Source organism: Thermoplasmataceae archaeon (assembly GCA_038729425.1).
Taxonomy (GTDB): domain Archaea; phylum Thermoplasmatota; class Thermoplasmata; order Thermoplasmatales; family Thermoplasmataceae; genus B-DKE.
This window is the reverse complement of the sequence record JAVYSB010000002.1, coordinates 1-16,848: the sequence shown is the minus strand read 5'-3', so window position 1 is coordinate 16,848 and position 16,848 is coordinate 1. Positions and strand designations below refer to the sequence as shown.

General features: G+C 45.1%; 17 protein-coding genes, 1 tRNA gene and 1 rRNA gene. 8 read left to right on the top strand and 11 right to left on the bottom strand.

Translation table 11 applies throughout. The features are described from left to right. Window positions 1-80: 80 nt before the first annotated feature. Window positions 81-2,471: a M1 family metallopeptidase gene (locus QW597_01850; GenBank protein MEM0155331.1), complete on the bottom strand. Its 2,391-nt coding sequence runs from the start codon at window positions 2,469-2,471 to the stop codon at window positions 81-83. A 103-nt stretch (window positions 2,472-2,574) separates the two neighbouring features. Between QW597_01850 and QW597_01845 the strand changes: the two genes are divergently transcribed. The 7 genes from QW597_01845 (at window position 2,575) to QW597_01815 (ending at window position 8,427) form a co-directional block, all read left to right on the top strand. Then, window positions 2,575-3,285, top strand: a complete 711-nt coding sequence (locus QW597_01845) for an ABC transporter ATP-binding protein (protein MEM0155330.1) — start codon at window positions 2,575-2,577, stop codon at window positions 3,283-3,285. After that, window positions 3,275-4,696 (top strand): hypothetical protein, encoded by a 1,422-nt coding sequence (locus tag QW597_01840; protein ID MEM0155329.1) that lies wholly within the window; start codon window positions 3,275-3,277, stop codon window positions 4,694-4,696. Before QW597_01845 ends, QW597_01840 begins: the two co-directional genes overlap by 11 nt. A gap of 121 nt (window positions 4,697-4,817) precedes the next feature. Next, complete coding sequence (locus tag QW597_01835; protein MEM0155328.1) at window positions 4,818-5,477, top strand: thioredoxin family protein; 660 nt, start codon at window positions 4,818-4,820, stop codon at window positions 5,475-5,477. 61 nt (window positions 5,478-5,538) lie between these two features. After that, window positions 5,539-5,874, top strand: coding sequence for an SCP2 sterol-binding domain-containing protein (locus QW597_01830; GenBank protein ID MEM0155327.1), 336 nt, complete (start codon window positions 5,539-5,541; stop codon window positions 5,872-5,874). A 4-nt stretch (window positions 5,875-5,878) separates the two neighbouring features. Further along, entirely contained in the window at window positions 5,879-7,873 is a 1,995-nt protein-coding gene (locus tag QW597_01825; protein ID MEM0155326.1) for a 3-hydroxyacyl-CoA dehydrogenase/enoyl-CoA hydratase family protein, read from the top strand. Continuing rightward, complete coding sequence (locus QW597_01820; protein MEM0155325.1) at window positions 7,870-8,265, top strand: hypothetical protein; 396 nt, start codon at window positions 7,870-7,872, stop codon at window positions 8,263-8,265. Before QW597_01825 ends, QW597_01820 begins: the two co-directional genes overlap by 4 nt. Window positions 8,266-8,354: 89 nt before the next feature. Beyond that, window positions 8,355-8,427, top strand: a tRNA-Thr gene (locus QW597_01815). 403 nt (window positions 8,428-8,830) lie between these two features. Here the strand turns inward: QW597_01815 and QW597_01810 are convergent. Genes QW597_01810 through QW597_01800 form a run of 3 tightly spaced genes read right to left on the bottom strand, consistent with a single transcriptional unit; the run spans window position 8,831 to window position 11,292 of the window. Beyond that, window positions 8,831-9,784: a hypothetical protein gene (locus tag QW597_01810; protein ID MEM0155324.1), complete on the bottom strand. Its 954-nt coding sequence runs from the start codon at window positions 9,782-9,784 to the stop codon at window positions 8,831-8,833. After that, window positions 9,771-11,132, bottom strand: a complete 1,362-nt coding sequence (locus QW597_01805) for a cytochrome ubiquinol oxidase subunit I (GenBank protein MEM0155323.1) — start codon at window positions 11,130-11,132, stop codon at window positions 9,771-9,773. Before QW597_01805 ends, QW597_01810 begins: the two co-directional genes overlap by 14 nt. Further along, on the bottom strand, window positions 11,119-11,292 hold the full coding sequence (locus QW597_01800) for a hypothetical protein (protein MEM0155322.1): 174 nt from the start codon (window positions 11,290-11,292) through the stop codon (window positions 11,119-11,121). Before QW597_01800 ends, QW597_01805 begins: the two co-directional genes overlap by 14 nt. A gap of 212 nt (window positions 11,293-11,504) precedes the next feature. Between QW597_01800 and QW597_01795 the strand changes: the two genes are divergently transcribed. After that, window positions 11,505-12,200 carry a peroxiredoxin gene (locus tag QW597_01795; GenBank protein ID MEM0155321.1) on the top strand — a complete coding sequence of 232 codons (696 nt, stop codon included), beginning with the start codon at window positions 11,505-11,507 and terminating at the stop codon, window positions 12,198-12,200. Between the two features lie 55 nt (window positions 12,201-12,255). On the opposite strand, the gene QW597_01790 is transcribed toward QW597_01795, so the two are convergent. The 7 genes from QW597_01790 to QW597_01760 all read right to left on the bottom strand — a co-directional run. Continuing rightward, window positions 12,256-12,957, bottom strand: coding sequence for a stage II sporulation protein M (locus QW597_01790; GenBank protein ID MEM0155320.1), 702 nt, complete (start codon window positions 12,955-12,957; stop codon window positions 12,256-12,258). Between the two features lie 67 nt (window positions 12,958-13,024). Continuing rightward, on the bottom strand, window positions 13,025-13,477 hold the full coding sequence (locus QW597_01785; protein ID MEM0155319.1) for a peroxiredoxin: 453 nt from the start codon (window positions 13,475-13,477) through the stop codon (window positions 13,025-13,027). 42 nt (window positions 13,478-13,519) lie between these two features. Continuing rightward, a complete protein-coding gene (locus QW597_01780; protein ID MEM0155318.1) occupies window positions 13,520-13,987 on the bottom strand; it encodes a DUF1947 domain-containing protein in 468 nt (155 codons plus the stop codon). Window positions 13,988-13,991: 4 nt separating this feature from the next. Further along, on the bottom strand, window positions 13,992-15,407 hold the full coding sequence (locus QW597_01775) for a hypothetical protein (protein ID MEM0155317.1): 1,416 nt from the start codon (window positions 15,405-15,407) through the stop codon (window positions 13,992-13,994). A gap of 5 nt (window positions 15,408-15,412) precedes the next feature. Further along, the gene (locus QW597_01770; protein ID MEM0155316.1) at window positions 15,413-16,291 is read right to left on the bottom strand and encodes a transcription elongation factor Spt5; all 879 of its coding nucleotides are present in this window, start codon (window positions 16,289-16,291) and stop codon (window positions 15,413-15,415) included. A 10-nt stretch (window positions 16,292-16,301) separates the two neighbouring features. Then, entirely contained in the window at window positions 16,302-16,523 is a 222-nt protein-coding gene (locus QW597_01765) for a protein translocase SEC61 complex subunit gamma (GenBank protein MEM0155315.1), read from the bottom strand. 92 nt (window positions 16,524-16,615) lie between these two features. Beyond that, window positions 16,616-16,848 (bottom strand): 16S ribosomal RNA (locus tag QW597_01760); the annotation flags it as partial.

Here is a 16,848-nt window from a genome sequence, read left to right as displayed (position 1 = left end):
CACTATAAATTCAGCCTCAGCGTCACATAGGTTGCTTAAATTATTCGATAAAAAGGGTTACCCGGAAATTCCGGGGTTAATCAATAAAAGTTCCTGTTCTTGTTGATCAGTGAAGTGTATGCTTGCAGGTACTCAGTTCCCTTCTTTATTCCAGTTTCAATTTCCGGGCTCCTGATCTTTTCCAGGAGGTTTTTTACCTCTTTCTCATACTCAACCCCGATTAGCGGGGTGACGCCTTCCACCATTCTCGATGTGTACATTGTACCGGAAAATATCTTTTTCATTTCATCCACTGCATTTGGCAGGTGTTCAAGCATGAATTTGCGGTTTGCAGGGTTCATTGCCGCCGCAATGTAAAACCTGATTGTATCCTGTTTCTTGATTTCACCGTTTTCAATCATTTTCACAACTGCAAGATTATTGTCTCTTCCTGAAAGAAATCCCATTGCGGATATTAGTTTGGTTCTGTCCTCATCGCTGTCCACCTTCCTGAACACGGATTCAATTTTCGAGACGTCGTTTTCTGTCTGTGCTTCCGAAAGAGCAACGCCAAGTCTCAGATCTGGATCAACCTGGGCATACTTCCCAAACATTGTGGAGGTTTTCTTTGCCCAATCCTGGTTCACCATGGAGAGCCTCTGCCAGAGCTTCCCTCTGAGCGAAGATATCACATCAGGTTCTCCCTCCCTCTTCATGCCCAGCCTCTCGACGTGGTATGATGTATATTCTGATGCTAACGCACGTATCTTTTCGCTCTTGGGTATTATGAGGTACAGCAGGTTCAGGTCATTGCTGATCTCGTCGACCGTCAGATGGTCTGTGTTCTTGAAAAATTCCCTGATGCGCGTTGTATACTCCTCAATATTTATCAGTCCCGCCATGAGGAACGAATACTGGCTGTTCACGATGCCCCATCTGTCCAGGTTTGAAAAAGTACTGGATCTGGAAAGAACTTCCCTGAAAAGATCGTCACTGTAAAGGACCCTGTAAAAACCAGTCTGATCCTGGTTAAGTCTAAGGAACCCTTTCGATGGTATTTCCATTTCCCTCTTGTCGAACAGTATTGATTCCGTGCCGTTTTCCCTTGCGACTGTGAGTGGTACGGGCCAGATCGTGTTAGAAGTTGCTCCGTTCATGAAGAACTGCTCCTGTCTCAAGGCAATATTGCTTCCCCTCTTGGTGGCCTTTATAACTGGGTATCCCATTGTTTTGATCCACGCTTCCATTACCTTTGTAACGGGCATCTTTGAGGTCTTTTCTATGGATAGCCAGAGGTCATTTCCTCTGGCGTTGGAAAAGGACTTTTCCTTGAGATATTCCCGGATACCGTCCCTGAAGTTGTCTTGCCCAACATATGATTCAATCATCCTGAGGATGCTTCCACCCTTTCCGTAGCTGATCTCATCGAAGATCATGGCAACCTCGTTCGGATCCTTAACGTCCACATCTATGGGATGCGAATTATGCAAGGAATCGCCAGTAAGTGCTCCTTCTGTTTCCGATATCACGAAGTCGCCAGTCATTTCCCACTTCGGGAATAGGTTGTCCACAGTCTTGAAGGCCATGAATGTGGCAAAACTTTCATTGAGCCAGAGATCGTTCCACCACTTCATCGTTACGAGATCGCCGAACCACTGGTGCGCTATCTCATGGGCTATTACCTCTGCCACTCTCTTCTTAACTGCCGAGCTGGTCGATTCATTCACCAGAAGCACTGATTCCCTGAACGTTATAGCACCCCAGTTTTCCATTGCTCCTGCCGCAAATTCAGGAACTGCTATGAGGTGCATCTTAGGAAGCACGTACTTGATGTTGAAATATTTCTCATAGAACTCTACGGACTTTATGGCGACTTCCAGAGGGAATTCCGTTGATTTAAGGTGTCCTTTCGGTGCCGTGAGTATGTATTCAACATCGCCGCTCTTCCTGGTCATGTTGTCAAACTTCCCGACTCCAAGATAAAGCAGATATGTTGACATCCTGGGAGTTTTCCTGAACTTTATGGTCTTCTTCTTTCCGTCATTATCCTCAGATTCAATAGGCATATTCGAAATTGCGTCAAGAGCCCTGTCTATTTTCACAGAAAGGTTGAATTCTGCTTTATAACCAGGGTTGTCGAGGCAGGGAAACATTCTTCTGGCACCGGTCGACTCGAACTGGGTTGTTAGCATTATGCCCGACTTTGCCTTTGCTTTGTATAACCCGACCAGTGCATCGTTCACTTTTGCTGAAAACTCAATGTTGACTTCATTAAGGCCCTTTGAAGTCCCCTCTATCCTCAGTTCCTCCTTACTGTTATCATGGGTAAATTTAACACCTTTGCCGCCTATGGTCACTTTCGATACCGACAGATCAAGGGCATTTATCACAAGAGGTTCATTCTCAAGTGTCAGTGATATCTTCTCCCTTCCTGTGTACGTCATCTTCTCGTAGTTGATGTCCAACTCAAGATCATAGCAGTGTATTTCCATGGCTTGGCTATTTCGAGTTGTTATATGAATATTAGTTATGTGGATTGCCAGAATGGTCCATATTCCTGCCAACCTTAATATCGGAAGTTAATTTTATGGACGCATGCCTCTTATAGACGTTCAGGAAGTGTCAAAGAGTTTCGGAAGTTTTGAAGCGCTCAGGAACGTCTCATTTTCCATCGGCCAGGGTGAGCGAGTTACAATACTTGGACCGAATGGCGCAGGTAAGACTACCATCATGAAACTGCTTGTTGGTCTCCTTACTCCAGATTCTGGTAGCATTTCAATAGATGGAAACCCCCCAAGTTCAATAGAAGCCAGGTCTATTATCGGCTATCTTCCTGAAGATGCGCAGCCGTACCGTGTCCTGACGGTGAGGGAAAACCTCGAATACATAGCAGCTCTCAGGAACGTCGAGAATGTAAAAGACAGGGCAGACCTAATTATTGAGTACCTTGGCCTTGGGGACCTGGAAAAGACCAGGATATCTGCCCTGTCAAGAGGGAACGTACAGCGTGTGTCCATAGGAATAGCTATGATGCATTCCCCGAAGATCATGCTTATGGATGAGCCCCTGAACTATCTCGATATACCAACCCAGGAGAGCGTGATTAAATTCCTTGACTCATTCCACGCAACCTACTTTGTTTCTACGCACATACTTTCCATAGCCAGAAGGATGACTGAACGCGTCCTTATGATTTCAAAGGGGGCTATCAGATGGCAGGGAACAATCAGGGATCTGGAAGGGATGTCATCTGGAGAAGAAAGCCTGGAAGCAACGGTTTCAAGGATGATGCAGAATGATCGGTAAGCTCCTGAGGTTCTATTTCCGTACGCGTCTCCCACGGGGAACTCTGCTTTTCAGTGCGATATTCTACGCTTTCCTTCTTGCACCTGGCTTCCTCTATTATTATATCCTTCCGCCAGTGACATCCCCATCGGTATTCTTCTATGAACTCTTCACTTTCATGCTGGTGGCACTCTTCCTGTCTGTTTATACCGGAAGCGTCTCCTCCATGAAGTCTGACAGGGATTTCTATTTCGTCCTTCCTGTAGACAAGAGGGACCTGATAATCCCCCTGGTGGCGTTCAAGTTTTATTCCACGGGAACCCTGCTCCTGGCGCTGGTATTTGATATTTCCTCAGTTTACAGATCTTCCGGCACCACGGTTCTTCAGTCTCTGCTTGCTGCTGTTGCCATATCTGTCGGAACCACGTTCATTGGCATCACGATGATGACCATAAGGCAGGTTTACAGGGTACTTGTGTCCATCATTGTTGTGGCATGGGCTGCCATTGAGATCATTGGTTCTCCCCTCGCCCTCATAACTCTAGCGACATCCTCTCTGCTATATGGAGTATCGCTTTCGCTGGCCTTTCTAGCCATACCTGTTATCATCTCCATGATTGTCACTGTTGACCTTGGCATTGAGAAGTTCTCGGTGGAGAGGGGAAGCACGAGGAGAGAAGCCAGAAAGCTGTCCACTTTCGCTGGACTGACGCAGAAACGCGCCATATTGAAGTTCCATACCACATTTGTCTCTACAAATATGAGGAGGAGAGGATATTCAAATTTCGCCCCGTCTTTCAGACTCAGGACCAGGACAGGGTTAATTATCACAAGCCTCTTCGCGATCGTGTACTTTTATGTGCTTTATTTCTACCAGAACTCATTCGGTGCTGGAACTTCACTTTATATCATTGTCTATGTTACCTTTTACGCCGTACTGCTCATAGTAACAAATACCCCGAACCTGCTGAACAATGAGCGCCTCTGGACATCATTCTTAACCATGAAGGGCAGCGACTATTTTGTCACATCAATTCTGTCGAAATGCGTTTCCGAGTTAATCCTGCTTGCGCCATTCATAGCTGCTAATTTCGTTCTTGCATTCTATGGTGTTCCATACGCTTTCAATTCCGCCCTCGTATTGATGTTCATGGTACCATCAGTGCTGGTTATCACGTTCTATTTCTTCTCCGAGAAGATCTCATATCAGGATCTGCAGGGGGGAGCGCTCAGCGGAAACGTGATCGGCCGGAATTTCATTGTCCTGATACCGGGAGTGATCTTCTTCGCCGTATCTGTAGCTGCCACGTACTACTTTCCTTTCCTTGCGGCATCTCTGATAGCAATGGGTTCCCTCTCGTTCTACCTGATCAGGAGAGGTAGAAGATGGGGTAAAATAGTCACGAGGCTATCAGAACAAGGGTTTGTTTGACCCTTCGTATTCTTTTTGCATGATTGAATGTCGAAGCTGAGTTCTTCCCACCGAAAATTGAATAATCATATATGAGTAGTAATCTTTAAATACTGTGCGTAAATTATGAGCAGGTGACTTAATGGCACTAATCAGAAAGGAAGATCAAGAATATCTAAAATCAGAATTTGAAAAACACCTGAAAGAAGATGTTGACCTTGTTGTTTTCACGTCAAACGACTCGGATTGCAAGTACTGCAAGGAAACACTTGAACTTGCAACTGAGGTATCCGCAATTGACAGCAGAATCCACCTGATCGTCTATAATTTTGATGAAGATAAGGAAAAGGCAAAAAGCTTTGGCATTGAGAAATACCCTGCCACAATAATAGAGAAGCACGGACATGAGACCGGAAGGGTCAGGTACTATGGTATACCATCTGGATATGAATTTGGTTCCCTCATTGAAGACTTAAAGATCGTTTCAAGCGGAGAAGCTGACGTTTCCTCAAGGGCCATGGAGATAATCTCACAGATCGACAAGCCGGTAAAGATACAGGTTTTTGTTACTCCTACATGCCCATATTGCCCCAAGGCGGTCACTACGGCCCATAAGTTCGCAGTCAGGAACAAGCACATAACCGGTGAGATGGTGGAATCCATGGAATTCGAGAAAGAAGCCGAAGAAGCTGGTGTTTCAAGTGTTCCTCACATTGTCATCAACAATGATGTACAGTTTGTTGGAGCGTACCCGGACGACCAGTTTGCCGAATATGTTCTTGAAGCTTACAAACACGCATAAATTCACCATTTTCTCTTTTTTGATGACAAAAAATATAAAGAGTTGACACCTAAAGTAATCCATGAGTTCCAAGGAGATTCTAAACGTTATTGTGGAAGGTGTGAACAGCAAGGCAGAAATAGCAAAGGAGCTAGCAACATGGGACAAGGTCATACAGTTCAAGCTGCCTGATGCCTCATCTTATTATCTGCAAATCTCCGGCGGCAAATTTACTCTTTCTGACGGGGAAAAGGTCCCCGCTGCAGCAACAATATCCGCTGCGGATGCAGTCTTGACAGAAATTTTCACCGGCGCTACGGACCCCGTAAAAGCGTTCCTTCAGGGGAAGGTCAAGATCTCCGGTGATATTTTTGGTGCCCAGAAACTCACAGGAATAATCAGCAAGTACAGGAAGTGATTCCTTGGATATACGGAAAGTAGCCGTGATCGGATCCGGCGTAATGGGACACGGCATAGCTGAAGTGTTTGCGCTGGCCGGTTACGACGTATCGCTTGAGGACAGTTTTCCGGAAGCGCTTGAAAAGGCAAAGAAATCCATAGCAGTCAGCCTTGAGAAACTGGCAAGATCCGGTAAAATCAAGAAGGAAGACGTTGAGTCTATTAACCGGAGACTAACATATCACGGGGATCTGAAGCCTGCTGTTTCAGATGCAGATGTTGTTGTTGAAGCCGTTCCTGAGATTATAGAGGTAAAGAAGAAACTGTTTGCAGATCTTGAGAAACTCTGCAGGAATGACGTGATAATAGCATCAAATACTTCAAACATCAGAATATCTACGCTTTCAGAAGGCACTTCGCTTGGATCAAGAACGGTCGGAATGCATTTCTTCAACCCGCCAGTAATCATGAAACTGGTTGAAATAATTAAGGGGGACAGGACGGATAACAGTGTATTCGAGGCCACATTCGAACTTGCAAAGAAAATAGGTAAAACACCTATCAGGGTTCACAAAGATAGTGCCGGATTTGTGGTTAACAGGATCAGCGCTCCGGAGAGCCTGTTCTTCTGTACCCTCCTGGATAAGAAGATTGCCAGGCCAGAAGAGATAGATACTTTCGCGAGAGGACAGGGCCTCCCAATGGGGCCCTATGAATTGATGGATTACGTGGGGATAGATACTGTTGTCCATTCCTTGGATTATTACGAGAAAGAACTTTCACCTGACTACGGTAAATGCGCTATTTTCAGGGAAAAGATGAAAAGTGGCCTGCTCGGACTTAAGACCGGTCAGGGATTTTACAAGTGGACCGGTGGAAAGGCAGAAGTACCGAAAGCAGACCCCACGAACCGCGTTGAATTGATGGATATCCTCGCCATAGAAGTGAATGAGGCAGTTAAAGTCATAGAGGAAGGCATCTCGATTCCTGAAGACATAGAGACCGGCGTGAGGCTGGGGATGAACCGGCCATTTGGACCGATATCAGTTGCTCAGGGACTAACCAACGCTGAGATAAAGAAGAAGCTTGAGGATATTCAGAACCTCACTGGACTCAGCGTCTTTGAACCAGTGAGATCAATAAAAGAGGGAAAACTAAAGGAGATAATAGCCGTGAAGGCGCCCATCTCTGGGGACAAGAAGCCATCCTCAGCTGAAACGAAGCCTCCCAGTGAATCCCTCACCGGAAAATTCGTAACGGTGGAGTATCCCGCAGAGAAGGTTGCCAGGTTAGTCGTTTCAAATACAAGGAACAACCTGATCAACATAGACGTGATTCATGAACTTGAGGTACATCTCAAAGAAATGTGGAATAACCACGAAATCAACGTGATAATAATCACCGGCAAAGGAGACGTCTTCTCAGCAGGCGCCGAACTGACACAGTTTTTTGCCAGCGGATCTGATTTCATGGAGAACTCACGGCTGGGCGAAAGAGTCTTCAAGTTACTATCGGAAATACCAAAGATCACTATTGCGGAGATGAAGGGATATGTCCTGGGTGGAGGATTTGAACTCTCTCTGGCCTGTGATATCAGGGTCGCGACAGAAGAAACGATCATCGGTTTCCCGGAGACAAGTCTTGGATTGCTCCCTGGCTGGGGAGGATCTCAGAGGCTTGCCAAACTGGTAGGTATCTCGCGCGCAATGTACTACATCCTTTCCGCCGAGAGATTTAACGGCAAAGTTGCAAACGATATTGGACTAGTGTCAAAGCTCTACAACAGGATATCCATAGATACGGATACACTGAAACTTGCTGAAGATTTGGCCAAAAGGATAGCGCCTGTTTCCGCAGCCCTCAGCAAGAGGCTAATAAACAAGGGAAGTGAGGGATCAATAGATGATGGTCTTGAGATGGAGGCAATTTCCATGGGTCTGCTTTATGGCACCGATGACCTGAAGGAAGGGATATCCGCTTTCATACAGAAGAGAAAACCGGAATTTAAGGGACGATGAGGAGATCAAGCAAAATAATATTAGCCATCGACGCACTGGTATGGATTGTCTTTATACTGATGTTCTTTATCCTGCCCGCCTTTTTTGGATTTCAAACGGGAGCGTTTGGCTATATTCCATTTTTCCTCTTCATCCTGCCTATTTTAGGAAGATCGAGAAGAAAGAAGCCCGTGACGGGGTACAGCCAGGATAATTCCCAGCAGGATCAACCCGCGACTGACACTGGCACAGTCTTTAAAGAAAAACGTCGAGCGGGCGATACCACCAACTATTCCAATTTGGGAGACTATGGATCATATAAAGAACCCCGCAGGATTTCGTGGCAGCTTGTCGCCTTCATTCTCATTCTCCTGAGTGGCATATCGTTCCTGATACTCTGGTATAGTCTCTAAATCACGTTCGACAGGAATCGCCAACATTGTATGTGCAGGAAGTTGTGAAGAAAACGTTTATCTTAATAGTAAACATAGTCCGGAATATTGCCACTGTAGCTCAGGTGGTAGAGCAGCTGACTTGTAATCAGCAGGTCGGGGGTTCAAATCCCTCCAGTGGCTTTGTTAGAAACAGTGGGATTTGACCCGCTGGAGGAATTTAATCTTAAAATTAAGAAAAAGTCCTAAATTTAGGCATATGTCTAGAGAAATGTTTTCGCGAAAACATTAGTATCCATGATCTCTTGTAAGAGCACCAGAATTCGATTTCTCGCATTTGAGAAACTTTGTGAATATAAGAAAGAAATAGCATTACGAACACGTGTATTTATTGCGACATCATGAGTCGTCTGAACCGTTCATTAAGCAACGTCACCAGCCAATACATTCAAATCGAGTATCCGTCTGACTTCTCCAGATAGATATTATATTAAACTGCTTCTGTAATCTAGACTATCCAGCGGTGAGAAAATATTGAAGAAAAGAAAGAATTTGATTATTTTGACCAGAAGGTCCCGAAAATTGATCAGCTGGATGTGTTCTGCATCTTCCTCTTTCTGGACACCGCAACAGAAAAAAGCGCTATTAGAACGGCAAGTATTATTCCACCTATCAGTGTGATGATGAAATAGGCGTACACCATTGGTCCGCTGGTAGTCAGAGAATCCACCGCGAGAGACTGCCCGAATGCCCTGGGGTACACCATGAAATTCAGGAAGAACAGGTCAACCGTCAGCCAGATTATGAAGAACAGTTTATTTGTCAAGAATTGAACCAACTGGCCATACCTGAAGAGGATCGCCGGGGCAAGTGTCAGTATTATCGGGATTATGACCATAAGGGATATGCCACTCCCCTCGAACAGGTATACAGTAATGGCGGAAATCACAACGCCGACAGTGGTGAATAGCAGAGACATATTTGCCAGTTCCCTCACCCCAAAAAACACAGGAGCGAGGCCAAGCAAGATGATTACAGCACCTAAAATGAAAAGGATATCTGCTGGATGAGAGAACCACGCGGCCAGATTCACGTTAAGATCAGTCATATTAACGCCATATCCGCCAATAACCCCGGAAAGTATGTACAAAACCACAATTCCGATTAGCAGTGTTACAAAGGCATAGATTGTGTAAAGTTTCCTTTCGTCAAGCCAGCCCTTCTTTATTATGTACTCCCCGAAGGCTATTGATGCATTTCTAGCAACGAAGAGAATGAGAAACAGCATGATCGCGGCTGCATAGAGCCCAGCAAGAGGGTTTATTATGGCAGGAAATGCAAAATCAGAGAGTACCACCCAGAACGCACCAAAAGTGCCTGTTATTTCCCATATGGGAATAATGTACTCCAGGACGGGTTTTCTGTATTTGTTCCACCACACAATCAGGACCACGGCTCCCATGATTTCTGTGCAGAGAAGCGCAGCAAATATGCCAAAGACAAGGAAATTGAGGTAGAATATGCCGTTAATAGTTAACACCCCCTTGGTTCAGTGATTTTTCAGCTTTTTTAGGAATCTTCTGCGAGCTGTATATCCTTGAGAAAAAGTAGAATGTAGCCGGAACAATGACCAGGTAAAAGGCCACTATGAAGAATCCAGGCACCAACAGGGCCGTTGATGGATTTATGGCATTGTTTACCGTGAGCACATTATAGACAATCCATGGCTGTCTTCCGACCTCATCCGTTACCCAGCCAAGTTCGTATATTATGAAGGCAAATATTCCACCGATTATCTGCAGTATTATCATGGCTCTGTACTGAATTGGGTCCTTCTTCAGCACAAACATTAGGAACATTATGAAGAGGTAGAGACCAATCAGCAGGCCCCCAACCACCATTGTATCAAACGTTGTATGAATCATAAGCGGCGGCCACAGACTCTGCGGGTAGGTGCTTAATCCGGGTAAAATGGATACGTTGGTTTCGAGCCCAGCCAGAAGGCTCTGCACTGAAGGAATGGTAATTGCGCCAATCACGTTGCCGTTAACCAGCGATCCAAAAAGTCTCTCCGGCATGTTTGATCCAGGCAGATAATTGAGATCAAACGCGGCGTATTTTAATGGCTGCTGTAATAGTACGGTAGACATCTCGTGGCTCCCGGAAATCCCAACGAGAACAATGTCTATGATGCTTACTACGCCGATGATGTGCAACGCCGAGACGGCCAGGGATTTTTCTCCCGCTTCCCGTGCCCTCAGATACTTGATAGCGAAGAATACTCCCAGCATCATCATCCCGGCGAAGACAGTTGTTGTGACCACATGAGCAATCTCAGGAAACGTTGACACGGTTGCAAATGGAGCCCACGGGTTCACGCCAGTAACAGTTCCGGTGCTCAGGTATGTCGTAATATTGAAGCCGTTTGGAGTGTTCATCCAAGCATTGACCATAGTTATGAATACAGCAGAAAGGATTGTCCCTGCTGCAATGGTCAGTGATAGCGCAATATTTGTATACTTCCACTTGAAAACTCCATCATAGTATACATACATTACCAGCGCAATGGTCTCCAGGAAGAACGTGAATATCTCGGCATAGAACGCAGCTATAACCCCGGTTTCCGAAACTAGAGTCATGAATGTAGGAAAGAGGTTGATCAGTTCCACGGCCATTACTATGCCGCTCGCCGTTCCTACTCCAAATGAAATAACGAATATCTTCTTCAGCCTGCCAAGGAGAATATCGTAATTTGGATTTTTCTTCCTTGAATTCATTATCTCAAGGATTGCTATCAATAAGATCAAGCCTATACTTGCAGAGACCAGTATTATGTGTGACCCTATGGTATAGGCAAATAGAAACCGGTCAAAATCAGCCATTGACATGTTTTTTCACTCCCATCATATTATTAATTGAGGCAAAGTCAACAAAACCTTCCCACAGCAGGATTATGCCAATTAATTTCCGATTTCTGCGTCTCGCGTAAAAAATCAACGAAACTGCTATGAGGATTACAACGGTTACCCCCAATGCTTCCCAGTGCATTGTCCATTACCCCTTTTCCATTGTATTATACAGCAACTCCATAAGGAAAATGACCATAATATCTGAGGTCTGATTTATTTATAGATAGAAATAGGGGCATGGTATTATTGACGACCATTTGAAGTGCGCCCTGCGCTTTCTCTATGATATATTACCTTATCCATAAATCAATAAGCGTATATCTCGCAAGGCAATAACAAAGTGGTGAAATGATGGATGAAAACAAGTTTCCACTGATAGGAGAGAAATTCCCGGAATTAAATGTAGATACAACACAGGGTGCGCTGGTACTTCCAGATACATTCAAGGGAAAGTGGTTTATGCTTTTCAGCCACCCCGGAGACTTCACACCTGTATGCACCACGGAATTCTTCTCTTTTTCCAAGAGATACGAAGATTTCCAGAAACTGAACACTGAGCTCATAGGCCTGTCTGTGGATAGCACCATAAGTCACATCGAATGGATCAACTGGATAGAAGCAAACCTGAAGATACATGTTCCGTTTCCCATAATTGGAGATGCCATGGGAAGAGTAGCCACCAGGATGGGCATGCTTCATGCGGAGTCCTCAGCTTCCACGGTAAGAGCTGTATTCATTGTTGACCCTAACTCAATTGTCAGACTCATAATGTATTACCCCCTTGAGATTGGCAGAAACGTTGACGAACTGTTGAGGGCGATAAAGGCTTTGCAAATGGCGGACAAATATAAGGCAGCGATCCCAGCAAACTGGCCAAGCAACGAGATAATGGGCGAGAACGTGATCAACCCACCTCCTAGGAACGTGAAGGATTCAAAGACAAGAATGCAGCAGTACAAGGGGTTTGCCTGGTGGCTCACATACAAGGAAATCCCTGAAGAGGAAGTGAAGGAAGCCCGAAAGTTTGTAAAACCAAAAAAAGAATGATATCATCATTTTGATTTATTTCAGTCAATCCGTGGAGGAAACTCCATTTATTTTTTCACACGCTTAAAGGTTCCGTTATATCGCCGAAAGATGGCCCGTACTCGTCCCTGTTTATGTGCCTGAAGAGCCTTATGAGGAGATATATGACTGGAATTGCCACGATCCACAGGAGAAGAGCGTACAGAAAGCTAGTCGGCGAAGGCAGAGTCTTTTCCATTTCTAGTATTCCAGATTCAATAGTGCCGGCAATGAACAGTTCCAGGACCGTGAAAAGATACATGTACATAACTTTTCTGATTTTCGACCTGAGTAGCGTGGTGTGCCTGATCAGGATATACAGAAGATAGACGCTGTTTGCGGATGATATAGCATAGGACGGCAGTTCGATCAGCGAATCCGGTAACAGAAGCAGTATGAGGAATGAGAACAGACCGGAAATGTTAGCTGATGCCGCGGAAGCAGATAGGATAAGTGAGGTTTCAACCATTGAAAAAACGAATAAAAACTGTCCAAACAGCGGAATCAGCTCAAGTGTCGCTATTAACAGGTTGTGAGGGAAGATGTAAAATATTGTGCCTACCAGGCCAAGAGAAGCTGCAGAATTCTGCTCCGATTGCAGCTGGGCAACAAGGCTCGGGTTGCTGTATGGAATAGCTGAAACTATGGCGGACAATGCCATTTCGAATACAAAAAACAAAAGAAAGAGCGACCGTAACTTAATTACGCCATTCTTCCTCAAAAAGGTTTCAGTATCCATATTAAATGTATAATTCTCGCCACGATATTAGCTTTACATAAAATTGTTAAAAGAGGCTGAAATGTCATTAGGAGATGAGTTTCAGCTCTCTTAGCTTTGACATTACCTCAGTTGCGTGATCTTTCGGGGTTACCTTTGGATATATATGGGCTACTTTGCCATCCTTGGAAATTATGTAAGTCACCCGTCTCGCAGTTGAACCACTGAGGACGTTGTACTTCTGGGAAATTTCCTTTGAATGATCGGCAACAAGCGTGAAATTCAACCCAAATTTGTCCTGGAATTTTTTGTGTGATTGCGGTGTGTCCACACTCACGCCAAGAACCTTGACCCCTTTCTTCTCAAATTCCTCGTTATTGTCCCTGAAGTTGCAAGCTTCCACTGTGCAGCCTGGAGTGTCATCTTTGGGATAAAAGTACAGCACAACAGGCTTGCCTTTGAACTGGCTGAGTCTGACCTCTCTCCCCATCTGATCCGCGGACACAAAATCCGGAGCTTCCATTCCTACCGTTAGTTCCATGAGAGAAAATATGGTACTGACTAATAATGTTTATTATTTAGGCTATTTTTCCTGATAAGCCTTGAAAATCCTGTCTCCGGGATAATGAATTGTTCTTATGGCCTCTCCTTTCCGGTTTGCCATTATTTCTTCTCCAGAAAGCTCGGCTATTCCAACTGCTATGTAGACGTCTTCGAGGTTCTTTACAAAAACCATGTCGCCCTTGGAAACCGTCCGATCCATGTCCCTGATCCCCTGGGCGAATACATTTGCCCCGTTCATAATGTGCGGAACCGCCCCGTTATCAACGGTGATCCACCTCATTGACGGCTTTGTGCTGTTTATGAAGAAAAGGGTTGGAATAAGTGAGTCCTTTACGTATAATACAGGCTTACCATGAACAAAATACACTTTTTCGTCCCTGTTCTCCTCGACTTCCAGCCCTTCGAGGGAGATGGCTCCTATTCCCATTCCATCGACCGCGGCCCGAACGTCCTTCATTTCTCTTTTTGATACGACGTGTCTTGACATGTTATCACGGCACAAATGGCCTGATTGCGGCTATGTTCGCACTTATTGAGCTATAGTCGTTGCCAAGTATCTTTCTCATGGGTTCGAGCATCTTGTTGCCCAGTTCCCGGTCCTGATCATTGAAGAGCCACTCCCTATTGGAAAGTTCCCCCTGTGACACCAGAAAGGCGAAGAATATGGCCTTGTTAACATGGTCAGACTGAATATTTTTCTCTCCATTCCGGATAGCTACGAATTTCCCTGACTTAAAAAAGTCCTTCACAAGGGAAATGAGGAATTCCGATGACTTTGACCAGGCGTTGATGGTGAATGCAGATTCAATGTCCTCAATTTTGTAGATCTTCCTTGCCCGTTCAATCTGATCCAGTGGATTGCCCTTCAGGCTCTTCAGCTTGTTCTCGTCAAGATCCGGAAATATCTGCCTTAGAATCTCATTTCCATGCTGCGGCCAGAGTACCTCTAGAAGTTTCCTCAGACTCGGATTATCCATATAGATCCCGTGGCCAAGTGATTCCAGAAATGGCGCGAGGATGGATGTGTTCACTATATCATTGGGAAATTCACCAAGGAACTCATCTGGGTCGGAATAGCACCTGTCAGCAATAATGTACAGGGACTTTGAAACTGCCTGCCTTATTCTTGCGTCCACTATTGACCTGATTGCTGTCTTGTCATCGATCTGGCCACTAAAATACCTTGCAATTTCTTCCTGAGGGATCAGATTGACCCGATCTTCAATGAAAGAACATGAAATACTGAAGTCTCTTGAAATGTCCTTGGTGAGAAAGTGCCTAAGTATAGCAAAAGCGGTAGAATATTCTGAATCCTCGAATATTTCAATATAAATTCCGGAAAAGTGGCTGATAACCATAGTTTTTCCAATGTTTCCTATTAACAGCTTATCGCCATCTTCCCTGAACTTTATGTTGTGTTCCGTCAGGACATCCTTGAAGAATTCAATCCCGGGCCCGTGTCCCTTGCATGATCCAAGGTAAAAGTTCTTTGAAGAATAAACCCTAGCACCCTTAGTCTTGGAGAGTGAGGAAAAAGCAAGCATCCGCCAGATCTCATCGTCAAAATGCTGTACCCCGGCAAGCACGGTTTCATCAGCGTTTCCGCGTTTCGCGTATTCAACGTTTCCATAAGGGGTAGTTATGAATCCAACAACCGGAGCAGAGTCCGAATCTGAAATCTTATGCGTCTCACTTATGGCGCTCAAGAACTGGTCAGACGAACGGAGATACTTCTCTATGCGGTCCGTTCCGCTGATGGATCCAAGCTTCTTTCTATATGATTCAAATGGGCAGAGAAATCCCTTGTCAAGGCAATCCGGAACTATAGACCCTAGATCCTCGAACAGGGAACCGATATGCCCCAGGAACTCCTTCTCTTTCCGTTTAGATCTGAATTTAAGCTTCATGATACCTATTTCTTGTCCAGCATCCTTATGGCTTCAGCCCTGACCGTAACAGGTATGGGTACCATTGATTCTACGAGCTGAACTGTGACCTCTTCTTTTCCGGCGTCTATGGACATTATCTTTGCCTTCTCCCCCTTGAATGGTCCATCTATAAGTTCAACGAAAGCCCCAAGCTCTAGTCCTGAAACAGCAGGCTTTGGTGTGAGGTAATGTTCAATTTCAGAGGCTTTAATGTCCCCTTCGACCATTCCCTTGAATCCGCGGATACCTTTGGCTATCACTGCCAACCTGTCAGGATGCATTGTTTCGACAAATATATACCCGCGAACCTCGTGAGGTGCCATTATAGAGAAAACCTCACTTAGAGAATCCGGATTCATTTGTTTCCTTTCCCCTAGGTCCACATCGGATTTATTTGCAAGATCAATCGAGACTGGAATCTCGTTCCCCACTGTGGTCTTTACGGCGACGATCACAGAAGTAAGTTCAATGGTAAATACCCTGTCCATGCTGTTAATGCTGTCCGAGGAGAATAGCGACACCTTGAATTTGACGGAATCGCCCATGTACCCACCTTTTGGGGTGGAAATTAGAAGTGATATCTTCCTGGATTGTTTTCCATCAATTTCAATGTCCTCCTGGATGATCTCATTGTCAGCCTGGGAAATCGTATAGACCTTCTGCTTCGGATAATCAAGAGAAACAAACCATTCCACAAGCTCGTCCTTTGATTTGAATTCAGCCGTAATCCTGAGGGTGAACTTCCTTTTCGAACTTTGGATATTCCTGGCAATAATTGGTATGGTAACCTCCTTGCCGCATCCCATCTTCGTATCAGCAGCATCAATGGTTGCCCAACTCTGCAATTCTTCTTTGCTTTCCATGTCACAACACCTATGGAATCTTTATGTATACGCCCATTACGAGATAGATGAGAAAACCCACCAGACCGAGCAGGACAATCCCAAAACCAGTTATTAAGAGAACCTTCAAATACTCGTCCCGACCTGGTTTCTTGGCCATTCTGATGATTCTGGCATACTTTCCCTTGCCTATTCCTCCGAATCTTCTTTCAATTTTGTCCTGAATTTCGACTGCTTTATCTTCAACTGACATCAGAATGCTCCCTTAAACATTAGAGAATTTACGCATAAAATCCTTTGCAAATGAAAACGTGAAAGATTGTGCCTGTGACTCGCCAAAAACATAGGAGGTGATCCATCCGCAGGTTCCCCTACGGATACCTTGTTACGACTTAACCCTCCTCACCGACATCAGATTTGAATTTGCCCATAAGAGCATATCCTCATCCAGCACCAGCTCGGATGGTTTGACGGGCGGTGTGTGCAAGGAGCAGGGGCATATTCACCGCGGGCTGTTGACCCGCGATTACTACGGAATCCACATTCATGAGGGCGAGTTACAGCCCTCAATCCTAACT

Excerpts from the sequence above, each read along its gene's own strand:
- QW597_01850 (MEM0155331.1), bottom strand. The coding sequence starts at position 2,471 with ATGGAAATACACTGCTATGATCTTGAGTTGGACATCAACTACGAGAAG.
- QW597_01845 (MEM0155330.1), top strand. The coding sequence starts at position 2,575 with ATGCCTCTTATAGACGTTCAGGAAGTGTCAAAGAGTTTCGGAAGTTTT.
- QW597_01840 (MEM0155329.1), top strand. The coding sequence starts at position 3,275 with ATGATCGGTAAGCTCCTGAGGTTCTATTTCCGTACGCGTCTCCCACGG.
- QW597_01835 (MEM0155328.1), top strand. The coding sequence starts at position 4,818 with ATGGCACTAATCAGAAAGGAAGATCAAGAATATCTAAAATCAGAATTT.
- QW597_01830 (MEM0155327.1), top strand. The coding sequence starts at position 5,539 with ATGAGTTCCAAGGAGATTCTAAACGTTATTGTGGAAGGTGTGAACAGC.
- QW597_01820 (MEM0155325.1), top strand. The coding sequence starts at position 7,870 with ATGAGGAGATCAAGCAAAATAATATTAGCCATCGACGCACTGGTATGG.
- QW597_01805 (MEM0155323.1), bottom strand. The coding sequence starts at position 11,132 with ATGTCAATGGCTGATTTTGACCGGTTTCTATTTGCCTATACCATAGGG.
- QW597_01800 (MEM0155322.1), bottom strand. The coding sequence starts at position 11,292 with ATGCACTGGGAAGCATTGGGGGTAACCGTTGTAATCCTCATAGCAGTT.
- QW597_01795 (MEM0155321.1), top strand. The coding sequence starts at position 11,505 with ATGGATGAAAACAAGTTTCCACTGATAGGAGAGAAATTCCCGGAATTA.
- QW597_01790 (MEM0155320.1), bottom strand. The coding sequence starts at position 12,957 with ATGGATACTGAAACCTTTTTGAGGAAGAATGGCGTAATTAAGTTACGG.
- QW597_01785 (MEM0155319.1), bottom strand. The coding sequence starts at position 13,477 with ATGGAACTAACGGTAGGAATGGAAGCTCCGGATTTTGTGTCCGCGGAT.
- QW597_01780 (MEM0155318.1), bottom strand. The coding sequence starts at position 13,987 with ATGTCAAGACACGTCGTATCAAAAAGAGAAATGAAGGACGTTCGGGCC.
- QW597_01775 (MEM0155317.1), bottom strand. The coding sequence starts at position 15,407 with ATGAAGCTTAAATTCAGATCTAAACGGAAAGAGAAGGAGTTCCTGGGG.
- QW597_01770 (MEM0155316.1), bottom strand. The coding sequence starts at position 16,291 with ATGGAAAGCAAAGAAGAATTGCAGAGTTGGGCAACCATTGATGCTGCT.
- QW597_01765 (MEM0155315.1), bottom strand. The coding sequence starts at position 16,523 with ATGTCAGTTGAAGATAAAGCAGTCGAAATTCAGGACAAAATTGAAAGA.